Source organism: Spirochaetota bacterium, assembly GCA_034190085.1.
Classification (GTDB): Bacteria; Spirochaetota; UBA4802; order UBA4802; family JAFGDQ01; genus JAXHTS01.
Window position 1 is genome coordinate 1 of the sequence record JAXHTS010000066.1, and the last position, 13226, is coordinate 13226.

At 39.1% G+C, this 13226-nt stretch carries 9 protein-coding genes; all 9 read right to left on the reverse strand.

Translation table 11 applies throughout. From position 1 onward, the window contains the following. Positions 1–360: 360 nt before the first annotated feature. Positions 361–1395, reverse strand: coding sequence for a TRAP transporter substrate-binding protein DctP (gene dctP / locus SVZ03_12870; GenBank protein MDY6935099.1), 1035 nt, complete (start codon positions 1393–1395; stop codon positions 361–363). 109 nt (positions 1396–1504) lie between these two features. After that, complete coding sequence (locus SVZ03_12875) at positions 1505–2257, reverse strand: glycine radical domain-containing protein (GenBank protein ID MDY6935100.1); 753 nt, start codon at positions 2255–2257, stop codon at positions 1505–1507. Beyond that, positions 2214–4028 (reverse strand): pyruvate formate lyase family protein, encoded by a 1815-nt coding sequence (locus SVZ03_12880; GenBank protein ID MDY6935101.1) that lies wholly within the window; start codon positions 4026–4028, stop codon positions 2214–2216. The genes SVZ03_12875 and SVZ03_12880 overlap by 44 nt, the downstream gene beginning before the upstream one ends. 278 nt (positions 4029–4306) lie before the next feature. Beyond that, complete coding sequence (locus SVZ03_12885) at positions 4307–6829, reverse strand: pyruvate formate lyase family protein (GenBank protein ID MDY6935102.1); 2523 nt, start codon at positions 6827–6829, stop codon at positions 4307–4309. Positions 6830–7902: 1073 nt separating this feature from the next. Then, complete coding sequence (locus tag SVZ03_12890; GenBank protein ID MDY6935103.1) at positions 7903–8265, reverse strand: hypothetical protein; 363 nt, start codon at positions 8263–8265, stop codon at positions 7903–7905. Positions 8266–8997: 732 nt separating this feature from the next. Then, positions 8998–9351: a hypothetical protein gene (locus tag SVZ03_12895; protein ID MDY6935104.1), complete on the reverse strand. Its 354-nt coding sequence runs from the start codon at positions 9349–9351 to the stop codon at positions 8998–9000. Positions 9352–9986: 635 nt separating this feature from the next. After that, a complete protein-coding gene (locus SVZ03_12900; protein MDY6935105.1) occupies positions 9987–10331 on the reverse strand; it encodes a succinate dehydrogenase in 345 nt (114 codons plus the stop codon). A gap of 131 nt (positions 10332–10462) precedes the next feature. Beyond that, positions 10463–11962: a cytochrome b N-terminal domain-containing protein gene (locus SVZ03_12905; GenBank protein ID MDY6935106.1), complete on the reverse strand. Its 1500-nt coding sequence runs from the start codon at positions 11960–11962 to the stop codon at positions 10463–10465. A 3-nt stretch (positions 11963–11965) separates the two neighbouring features. Beyond that, entirely contained in the window at positions 11966–13225 is a 1260-nt protein-coding gene (sdhB, locus tag SVZ03_12910; protein ID MDY6935107.1) for a succinate dehydrogenase iron-sulfur subunit, read from the reverse strand. Position 13226: the final 1 nt, after the last annotated feature.

Here is a 13226-nt window from a genome sequence, read left to right on the forward strand (position 1 = left end):
TCCAAACAGCTTTTCGCAAATAGTCGAGCCTATCTGATCTCTTCTTTTCAGCTACCCACCACCATTCCTTATTCTTCTCAAGCTCTCCTAAGGTTTTATCAGGAACTGTGCTTCTCTTTGACCCTTCTACCATAAAACATACCTCCATTGTTATAATTATTACCCTCTAAATTTCTATTATCCCTCATTATACACCTTTAACCCCAAAACTTATTTTTATAAAATCTGTTCATATTACGATAAACCTATTTGATAACTTTTATCAAAACAACTTGAATTATCATTTAGGTATCCTTAATATACAATCATAAAGGTTACTCCAGCTACTCCTATACACACCTCCTTTAACAGTAGTTTATATCATCTGACCCTATTTGCTCTATAAGATTTCAAATAATCCATAACCTCATTAAGCAACTCCTTAGGATACTCCTTCCCTGCCATCTTATTCCAGACTGTCATAGTCCTCTTCCTTAATATATCGATCTCCTCAGTTGTCATGCAAACCTCTTTACAACCATAATCGATCATCCCTTTTCGTGCATCATCACTCACTCTAATCGCCTCTTTTTTTACTTCCCCCTCAATTTCTAATGCGATTCTCCTGAGTTTATCCCTTTGATAAGCAGGTAGTTTTTTCCATTCCGATTTTAATACTACAAATATTGCCTGATCAAATCTAATCGGAACCGGATTTATATACTTTGTTATAGTATAGAGTTGCGCCGCTAACCACCACAATGAAGGAGATATCGCCCCATCAACTACTCCAGATCTCACGGAAGGAACGACATCTGGCACATTAACAGGAATTGGACTCGATCCAAGTGACTTTAATACCTCTGCCTCCAATGGTCCATGCCACGTTAATATTTTACTCTTCTTAAAGTCCTCAATCTGTTTAAGAGGATACTTTGTTGAATAAAAATTAGACTCAACATCCATGGTCATTAGTATTATAAATCCTTTTTTCTCAGCAATTTTATTCAATTTTGGTCTCAACCTTTCTCTTACATAAATCACTTCCTCCATATTATTAAACAAGAAGGGCAGTTCTGTCACAGTTATTCCAGGACAGACATCAGCATTGCAGGTTCCTGAAAGCATTGCTGCTTGCAGTTGACCTATCCTCATCTTTGCCAAATAATCCTCCTCATCCCCCATTATTGCTCCTGTGTACCAGACAAATTTAAGATCCCCATTTGTTGCTTTCAAAGCTGCATGCGTAAAATCCAATGTTAAAATTTCCATCATTTTGATTGAATCCTGACCCAAAGTTGCCCATTTCCACACATACTTAGGCTCCTTTTTGGCCATTAAACTAGAAAAACATAATCCAATAATAATCAACCCAAACAAGATAAGAGCTATGAAGCTTTTCTTACTCCTTTTCATAAAAACTAACCCCTAAATAATTATTTAATCTCGTTATTTAGATAAACATGCTCATCTCCTTCTTAGATCTTATAACTATCCCTTATAGATATTATTGGAGAAATCATTCCTATCCCAATCCCTGTATAGTCCTCTGAATAATATTGTCCTGTGTTTTACGGCTGATATCCACAAAATGTGCGCTGTAACCCGCAACACGTACTATCACCTCCTGGTACTGCTCAGGATCCTTCTGCGCTGCCCTAAGCGTTGCATCATCCACCATATTGAACTGTACATGATCAAGTCCCAGATCCGACCATGTCTTCATGTACGCCTTCCATAATTGATAGCCCTTCTCACCAGAGAGCTGTGTTGGTGAAAGACGCTGGTTCAAAAGAAAGGCCCTGCCATCGCTTACATGGTCTATCTTCCCACAAGACTTCAATACAGCCGTAGGCCCCTTCTTATCGAGCCCGGGACCAGGTGATATGCCTCCATCATAAAGCGCATCTCCCAACCTCCTACCACTGGGAAGAGCGTGAACCATATTTGAAAAGTGTATGTTGCCACTAATGTTCTCAGGCAAAGCAGGCCACGTATTCCCTGAGGGACACCTTATCTCCCTGGAATGCCTTGCAACCTCTCTCAAACAGCGCACCATCATATCATCCGCATAATCATTATCATTTCCCCACTTAGGGGCATTATTCACAAAGTCAAGTCGCATCTCCTCCTTGCCTTCCCAGTTATTCTCCAGCGCATCCACCAACTCCTCCATCGCGTATCTCTTCTCATCAAAGACTAATCTCTTTACAGCCGCTAGGCTATCTACATTCTCAACCCACGTGAAGAAGGTTACCCAGGCATTGCCCCCTCTCAAGAGATGGCACCAACGCATCAAGACCACTCTCTATTGACTTCTCAGAGATTGCTGAGAGAAAGGGACGACCCCAATTCTCTGGACTCTTCACTCTAGCACGATTTGCTATCCGTACACCAAAATTCATTAACCACTCCATCTGTTTTACCCAAGCTGCAAATAACTCCTCAAAATCAGTAAACTTCCTCGCATCCCCTGTCCTTGGCCCCATCTGCATCTTTACTATATGATCATAACCACTATGAAGGGCATACTCGACCATCTTTGAGCAATTCAGTGTCGCAGTAGCCATACGACATGGCTGAGCACCACGCTTCGTTGTTGGACATGGTGACATGCAGGCCTGATGTACCCAGAGCCTCATCTCATCCAGCGGATGACTATGCCAATGCATCCCATTTGCTATCAGAACAGGGTCATTCCGTATACTCGGATACCCCAATCCGTGTCTAATGCACTCAAATACCTCCCTCCAAACCTCATCTGACACTCCTGGATGCCACCTGAATCCAAATGTCGGATTGGATACCCGAACAAACCTCGCCGCCTGCAAAAAGGCAATGGTCAAATCATTGCAGGCATCACTTCCATCAGAATTCACTCCTCCCAAGGTCCATACCCATGTGCCGGATATGCCCTGAGCTGCCTCAGACCCAAATCTCGGAAGGTAATGTCCCAACTCATAGCAACGGATCAAGAACTCCCCAACAAAATCAAGCGCCTCCTCCTTCGTAATATGCTTCTCTATATTCACATCCCTATTATAGTAAGACCAATGATAGTAATCCGGACGGGCTGGCCATGCTGACTCAAAGTCCTCGAATCTTGTCCATACCTGAATAAAATGATCGTACTGAAACGACTCCTGCAAGTTCCTCGGTGGCTTTGCAGGTACCCTCTCACATGTCTCAACAATACTCAAAAGCTCCTCCTTCCTCTTAGTATCGGATTCAAAGCTCTCTGCTATAATCCGCGCCAACCTTGCGTATCTCTTTGCATTCCTGATACAGGCCTCCAATATAATCTGCATGGCCTCCCAATTCGGTAGCTTATCATATAGGGGAAGGATATCAGGCCCTGGATTGCCATCTATCCGCTCCTCCGCTCCGTCTATCCTCTGCTGTATCTCTTCGATTATCTCCTCAAATGCCCTCTTACCTGTCATGAAATACTCATATTCTTTTCCAGAATAACCAAAGCTGCCGCCGATAGGAACACCCCACATTAGAACAGTACTCATAAGCTTCACTGCCTCTTCACTGGAGAATTCTCTAAATATCTTACCTGTACTATCTCTCGTACCCCAATAATTGTTGATTTCAGCCATAGTCTTGAGAGATTCCTCCTCTGGCTCAGGGATTATAACTGGATCGTTGTATATCTCCTCATTGATGAAGCTTGCTAATTCACAATACCAAAAGACAGAGTTCGGAAGACTACCCAGATAGCCCACAAGCTGTGCATTATCAGTAATGAATATAGTAATATTATCAAGCACATGTGATAGGGCTTTCGCCCTCCTCAACATTATGGGATCATTTTCACTCTCCTTCCAGGATTCAGTAAATAGCAACGGCCTCTCAATATCGATCTTAAGACCTGGTTCATACATCCCTCCCTTCTTCCCCTTCTTCCATACCGCCTTCCTCAAATAATCCAATCTCTCAGACCTCTTCTTCTCAGCAACCCACCACCATTCTCTACTATTCTCGAGTTCTTTTATATCCCTTTCCCGAGATGTACCCCTAAAGTCCTTGGCTCGTGATTCCATGTTACATCCTCCCATATTTATTTTTTTATCTAACTACTGCCATCATACCTCCAATAAAATTATCTATACATAAATTCCAACAAATCAGTTGTACCAAACATTAATATTTTAAATAATCTATATTATCTGGATCACAATTAAATAATCCATCAAAAACCGTCCAGCCTGTTTTTTAATCTTAAAATATATACCTCCTCAAAATAAACTACTCCCAACCCCATTCAGCAGAATAGCATATTATTGAAGATCAAAACCATGAGGTCCCCTATAGGAAATCTCTAACCTAAGCCTTGTATAGTCCTCTGTATGATATTGTCCTGAGTCTTACGACTAATATCAACGAAATGAGCGCTATAACCAGCTACCCGAACAATCACCTCCTGATACTGCTCTGGATCTTTTTGCGCAGCCCTGAGAGTAGCATCATCGATCATATTAAACTGAACGTGATCAAGCCCTAAATCAGCCCACGTCTTCATGTAAGACTTCCATAGCTGATAACCCTTCTCACCCGAAAGCTGAGTTGGCGATAAACGCTGATTTAATAAAAAAGACCTTCCCTCGCTTATATGATTAATCTTACCACAGGACTTTAATACTGCAGTTGGCCCCTTCTTATCCAAACCAGGACCAGGTGAAATGCCGCCATCGTACAGGGCATCCCCCAACTTCCTGCCATTAGGAAGTGCATGGACCATACCCGAAAAATGTATATTGCCGCTCACATTCTCTGGCAAGGCAGGCCATGTGTTGCCAGATGGACACCTTATCACACTTGAATGGCGCGCTGCTTCCCTCAAGCATTTAACCATTATCTCGTCCACTTCATCATCATCATTTCCCCACTTAGGAGCATTCTTCACAAAATCCAATCTCATCCCCTCTTTCCCTTCCCAATTGCTCTCCAATGCATCCATTAACTCGTCCATCGTATACTTTTTCTCATCAAATACTAATTTCTTAACAGCTGCTAAACTATCAGCATTCTCCACCCAGGTAAAGAAAGTGACCCATGCATTGCCTCTCTCAATCGATGGCTCAAGAGCATCCATTCCAGTCTCAATACACTTTTCAGAGATGGATGATAAAAAGGGACGACCATAAAATTCGGGACTCTTCACCCGTCCCCTGTTTACTATACGCGCCGCAAAACTCATCATCCACTCCATCTGCTTCACCCATGCAGCAAAAAACTCTTCAAAATCAGCAAACGTCCTTGCATCTCCAGTTTTCGGGCCCATCTGCAATTTAATACAATGATCAAATCCATTATGCAGCGCATACTCAACCATTTTTGAAGTATTCAATGTTGTTGAAGCCATACGACATGGTTGAAAACCATATTTGGTAGTTGGACAGGGCGACATACATGCCTGATGAACCCAAGTCCTCATCTCTTCAAGCGGATGGCTGTGCCAGTGCATCCCATTCGCTATTAAAATAGGATCATTCCGAATGCTAGGATATCCTAAACCTTGTCGTATACATTCGAATACCTCCCTCATCACATCATCTGAAACCTTAGGGTGCCACCTGAATCCAAAGGTAGGGCCAGAGACTCTTACAAGCCTTGCTGCTTTTAAAAGCGCTAGGGTCAAATCGTTGCATGCATCGCTACCATCTGGTTTCACTCCCCCAATAGTCCATATCCATGTTCCAGATATGCCCTGAACCCCCTCAGACGCAAATGAAGGGACATACATACCCACCTCATGGCAACGAATCATGAACTCCCCTACAAGATCAAGCGCTTCCTCCTCTGATATCTTCTTATCAATCTTTACATCTCTATCATAATAAGGCCAGTGATAATAATCTGGACGAGATGGCCAGGCGCCTTCAGCATCCTCAAATCTACTAAAGATTTGTATAAAATGATCAAACTGCAAAGATTCCTGAAAACTCCCCGGTGGCTTAGCTGGAACCCTTTCACAGGTCTCTGCTATGCATAAGAGTTCTTCTTTCCTTTTTGGATCTGACTCATAATTCTCTGCTATTATCCTGGCTAATCTAGCAAATCTATTCGCTGTCCTAATACATGCCTCAAGAATTATCTGCATTGCCTCCCAGTTGGACAGCTTGTCATATAACGGTAGAATATCTGGCCCAGGATTCCCATCTATTTTTTCCTCAGCATCATCTATTCTTTCCTGTATCTCATCAATAATATCCTCCAATCCTCTTTTGCCATTCATAAAATACTCATAGTCCTTTCCAGCGTAACCGAAACTCCCACCAACAGGAATACCCCACATTAGGACTGTACTCATCAATTTCACAGCCTCCTCGCTGGAAAACTCACGGAAAACCTTTCCCAGATTATCCCGCGAACCCCAGTAATTATTAAGATCAACCATAACCTTAAGCGACTCATCCTGTGGTTCGGGTATAATAACTGGATCATTATATATCTCATCATTAACAAAACTAGCTACGTCTACATACCAGACAAGCGTATTTGGAAGACTCCCCAAATATCCCACAATTTGTGCATGGTCTGTGATATGAATAGTAATATTATCAAGGACATGGGCTACAGCCTTGGCCCTTCTCATCATTATGGGATCATTTTCGTTCTCCTTCCATGATTCAGTAAAGAGGAGTGGTCTCTCTAAATCTACTTTAATACCAGGTTCATACATCCCTCCCTTTTTACCCTTCTTCCAGACTGCTTTTCTAAGGTAATCAAGCCTCTTCGACCTCTTCTTCTCAGCAACCCACCACCATTCTCTATTATGCTCCAATTCCTCGATACTCCTTTTCTGCGAAAACTCAACATCCCTACCTATTTCTGGTGCCATCGTACATACCTCCCTTAAAATTTTGATTCAATTTAATATTATGCGATATATAACTCACTTAATTAAATTGAATGGTGATACCTAAGGATTTCACAAAATTAATTGTGAAAAACACTATGACATATTATTTTTTTTATCATTATTCATCCTAATTCACTCTACACTATTTCCCCTCTAAATCATCCTAAATTTATAAAAAATGATTAGCTCAATGAAAAGGATAAATTCCATTGTAATATCGATCTATAAATCAGATTCTGTTAATCCCTCCTTGATTACATCAATATCATTAACATCAAGAGAGATGGTAATCTCATTATATATTACTTCTAAAAGTATTAATGCCTGCTCAAAGCATAACCAAGACTGCTAATGACTAACAAAAACATAAATATGTATATGTGTAACTATCAAATAAGTAGCGGGGGACATACTGACCAAGCCCTTGGATTATTCTCTCTATATTATAATTTTTTATAACTAAACTTATATCCACAAAATAAACTTGCTTTTCAACAAATCCAAATAATCAACATCCTGTTACCACTCAGGATCCCTTGAGTTATATTTGGTGTTAAATTAAGCTCAAAATCAGTATAAACCTGAATAAAATTATACCCTGTAGCAGATTAAATTTTTATGTAGGCCTTAATTATTATGATAACATTTCTCGCAAGATACCAAGACAAAGGATAGGTGTTAGGTTAATCATACCTCTTTTTGGGGATCCCTCTAAAAGACCGCTCTCTAATATTTACTAAATCTCCTATCTCCACTTCTCATTATTAGATAAAGACAATTACTGGCATTGTTTTATCATCACACTTACTCTATATTTTTTATAATAGTTATATTTATGGCGCTTCTACACAAAATTTCTCTTTAATGCTACTCTCAATTAATATAAATAACCAGGTTTAACATTTCGAAAATAAACTTATTGCAGAAGCGCCAATCATTCATAGCAAGCTCACTCATCTTTAACATAACTCTCTATATCTTATTTTTCAAAGATAATAAAGCTATAGATATAAAGTTTGTCTAATCATATTCGACAAAACTCTCTCTCTATTTCACTTTTTCATCTGTCTCTGATGTCGGCTAACCATTGGATCAAGTGATTGTGATATATCTGTATCTATCAATTCCAGCTCATCATAATATTTACAATTAGCTGCATCATTATTGAAACCCACTGCCAAAAAGGCCTCTCCCTCTGTCACAAATACTGGATTATCAGTTTTAAAATCTGTGCCCTCCTTCAATACATTGCATATACCGCTCACTGTGCCCAAACCGGCCTGAAAATAATTCTTACATTTGCCACAGGCCTTATCAGGAACGGTCTCCCTCTCTTCCACACTTCTAGCCTTCTCGCTGGTACCTAACATCGCTTCCCTTACTCCATCCCATTCACTTCCTCTTTTTCTTGGCATATCTATACTCCTCTTGAATTAATAATAATGTATAGTGTATAATTATATTTATTTATTAATTGTAGTTCATTTTGATAACATAGATCACACTCTTTTGATTATCCCTCAAACAAAAAAACCTTTATCTTCTATTGAAAGTAGAGAATATAGAAGATAAAGGTTTTTTTGTTTTTATTGATTTTATGATCCCTCATGTTTCCCTTCATAATATATCTATTAATATCCAATTAGTTGAATCCTGCTCACTATTTCAATTTCTGTATTTTTCTGACTTAAAATTACTGGTAACTACTTAGATAGAAACAAAAAATCGAACCTTATGAAAACCTGATATGTTAAAACCTCCTCTTATCATTTAATTATAAAATGCCTAAATCCAATCACTATAACAAAATTTTAGTTTTATGATTTTGCCGCATTTTCATCTCAAGATTCATACGAAATAAATCCTCTCACATCAGTTACATTAAATAATTATGATTCTCAATCACAATAATCCCTTGTAAGGTTTTGTTTTATGTCTCAATTATAAGCTTATATAATATATTTACATGAATATTTAATATTTAATAAAAGTCTCTATCTCCCGCATATTTATTTAGGAAGACAAAGACTTTTATTATCATTTCATCGTTTTATAAATATTACTCATAGATCATTAAACAATTTTTACTTAAACCGTAATCTCAACAAACCAATAAATATTTTAAGTAGATAATAAACCGAATACGCCTACTTCTGCATCTGTCTCTGATGACGACTAAACATCGGATCATTCGATTGTGATATATCTGTATCTATTATTTCCATCTCATCATAATAGGTGCATTTACTAGCATCCATATTAAACATCGTAGGCAAGAAGACTTTACCCTCTGTAACAAATACAGGCGGTTCAACTGTAAAGTTAGTACCATCCTTTAAAACATTACATAAGCCATTACCAGAAATTTGATAAAAATTCTTGCACTTACCGCAAGCCTTCTCCGGGACATTCTCCCTCTCCTCAACACTTCTGGTTTTTTCGCTCATATCTAACATGGCATCTCTTGCGCTATTCCATTGAGCTCCTCTTTTCCTTGGCATCTCTTCCTCCTTTCAATTATAAATTATATTATGGCGTTCCAGAAAAAATTCAATGTTCATATATTCATACTATAAAATCTTTTAGTAGATGACTATATAAAACTATAAGCCATTTATATAAATATTTTCTATAGAATCGCCATTAATTATATCATTTCTCAATTAGCATTGCATAAAACACATGCTAATATCCTCATGGATCATAATAATTCCAAGCTTAATATTGTCAAGGGGAATTATTGCATTAGATTGAAAAAACATTTACCATACAAGGAAGGAAATCAATAAAACCATTTATTAGTCAAAATATTATAAATAAGATATTGAATATTGAGTAAAATATCATTAAAAATAACAATATGATCACTTACATTTCTAATATGCCCTACAAACCCTTGTCTCAGTTAGCATTGATCTAATTCATTTGATACTAACAATAGATTAACTTTTGTATTACAATCCCTCTTTATTAAATGGTATCAAAGTAGAGGGATTGTAATACAAAACGTATTACGCTTTTATAATAGTTATATACCTCTTTATTAAATGCGCACCTCATTACGATCAGTCAATATTTATATATCATAAACCAATCCCACTCAATAAAGGATACAATATCATCCACTTAAGGCCAATCAGAAATAAAATATCCTCAGCTTGAGCACCATTACCAGCAAGACAGCCCCTAAAATCATCAATAAGCCAAATAGCACTTTCTGTAGTGTAACCCTCTTACTGAGGTCCAATATAATCACGCGAAGACCTAATACAGCATGAAAGCATACACAGAGTGCCATTAAGGTTTGGATTAAAACCTGATAAGGATATACGAGATGAAGTGTCACAAATACAATAATACCTAAAGCAGAAAATCTCTGCAAAAGCCATGCCCACATCCCAATTTGCGTCGAACGCCACTCAGACAGGGTGAGCACCTCCCTTTTGTTAACTATATCACCACTATTTTTAACGTCTTCCATTATTTGCCTCCATATTTATTATATTGCCAGACTTTATTAATCCTGTATAAAACAACATTTCAATATATTTGCTGCCAATAGTGACAATTCCAAATAATTCAATCCATATTATTCTATAAACTATAATACAATTAAATACTCTTCTCTTCTTCCCCTTTGTCATTTGTTGTGGAGACAATATCCTTTTTAAGATATACCTCATCTGTCTTTCCACTACCAATCCCAGACCTATATAGCTTATAGGTGCTCCTAAATACAGACGGTTCAACTGTTTTTATATTATATTTCATTAAATCGATGCTTGTTACATAACTAACTAAAGCATCAAGATCATATTTATCGAAATAGTATTTTATCATCTTTCCCTTACCCAGTACCTTATCTGGATCCTTGAGTAGGTCTTCAACAAATTTCTTATCCCTCTTAGCGCCGACCTTCCAAAGATCAGGGGCATGCTTCATTCCCACACCCTTAATGCTATGACAACAGTAACATACATTCTTTTCAAAGATTGCCATGCCTGCAAGCTCCTTAACCTCAAGGGTACGATCTGGAGCAAAGAACTTGCCTGGAAGGGGGCTGGATATATGAGCTATAAGAGTAAGATAACCTGCGATAATGATTGCTGACACACCTGAAGCAATTGCAATAGGTCTTTTCAAATAGGCCCTCTCTTCATTTCTGTCATAAAAAGGCAATAACAATACAAGGGCACCACCTATTACAGGTACTACCGCCAATGCAATTATTATCAACTTTCCCTCAAACATCTTTATTATCTCATATCCAAAGAGGATAAACCACTCAGGTTTAGGCACTGAATCAATATCCGCTAACGGAGAAGCCTGCTTTGCCTCATGCACACCAGCAAATTTTGCAAGTACTATCAACAATACAAAGGCAAGAATAACTACTATTACATCCTTTGCAAGTTGGTAAGGGAAAAACGGTTGTGTGCCCACATCACCCTTCTCCTTTTTAGGAGGAGGCCCTTTCTCCCCATGAATCTGAATCATCAAGATGTGGATAGCCAGAAAGCCTGCTAGCCCCAATGGGATTAACACTATATGAAAGGCGAAATACCTTCCTAAGGTTACACCCCCGGTCTGTTTGCCACCAACGACATTTGCGATCCAGGAGCCGACGACTGGAATATAATCAAAGGTTGTTGCGAGAATCGTTACCGCCCAATAGGAGATATCAGTCCATGGTAGTATATAACCTGTAAGAGCCATTGCCATTGTTGCTCCAAGGAGAAACACCCCAGCTATCCAGGTTACCTCATTGGGCTTTTTATATCCACCATCAAAGAAAACCCGCGCCATGTGAAGCATAACAACAATTAACATCAAATTTGAGCCCCAATGGTGTATTCCTCTTATAAGCCATCCCCAGACCATCTCATTCTGAATATACTGCGTGCTACTGTATGCGCTCTCAATTGTTGGCACAAAATTACAAGCTAATATAATTCCTGTAACAACCTGCGAGATCAATAAAAATAGGGCCAAGGCACCTAATGTGTGCCACCAGCTTATATCCTTGGAAAGCGGCTTATAAATAACCTTTTCCTTTAAAAAGTCCCAAAGTAACCGATCATCAACCCATCTTTTTTTCTGAACTGGTTCCATAATCTATGCTTCCTCCAAATTCCGAAGATAGAGTTCTCCTCCCTCAACCTTAACCTCTAATCGCTCCAAAGGCCTAGGCGGGGGACCTACAACTACTTTCCCATCTATATCAAATGCACCCCCATGGCAAGGACACATAAATTTACGTATTGAATCTTCCCAATAACAAATACAACCTAAATGTGTACAGGTTGGATCAATTGCGCTAATTTCGCCCTTCTCATTTTTCACAACATAGGCTCTCTTAGGATAGGTGACAAGACGGCCCTTCTCCCATTTCTTCCTCTCATAAATCACCTCGGCTGGCTTATTGACATCGACCTCTGGCATTGCGCCAACATTAATCCATCCCTTCACCCATCCACGTACCCCCTTGCTAAGCAAGGGTACAGAAAAAACACCCGCAAAAACCGCCGCGACAAGGCCAGCGCCTCCCAAAAACACTGTCTTCAAGAAACTCCTTCTCTCTAAAAGAGACTCACCGGGCGCTGAAGGTGGAGGAGGGGTTATCGACCTAACCTTTCCGCCTTCCTGTTCCTTCAACTCATTCTTCTTCTGCGACATAAAGGGATACAATACAGCCTGCCTCTTTAGATGATTAACCGCTTCTGTAGGACGCAACTCTTTTGGACAGGCATCAGTGCAACGAAGCTCAGTATGACAACGCCATATCCCTGATTCCGAAATTAGATTCAGAAGCCGCTCCCTTCCCTCTGCATCACGATCATCCTTGAGTTTGGCATCCGCGGCCAAAAACGCAAAAGGGCCCGGGAAGTCAGGATCCCAACTGCACATTGTACATGCGGCATAACAGGAACCACATAGAATGCACTCCACTAGACCATCCAATTCTTTACGATTTTTTTTAGATTGATAAAACTCTTTATTTTCTTGAGGTATCTCCTTTGGTATGAGATAGGGTTCAACAATTTCATATTTTCTATAAAAATCTGTCATATCAACAACCAAATCTTTTAATAACGGAAGGTGAGCAAGCGGCTCAAGAACTACTTTTTTAGTTTTTAAATTCTTTACAATAGTGCGACAAGCAAGTCCATATCGACCATTTATTTTCATTCCACAAGAACCACAAACTGCCGCCCGACAGGAACATCGATAGGCAATGCTTGAATCAAGATTTTCCAAAATATAAAATAGACATTCCAATACAGTTGTGTCACTCTCTACAGGCACTTGGAACACATCATATCGAGGTTCTTTATCCACATCTGGATCAAATCTTAATACTTTAAACTCAACCATC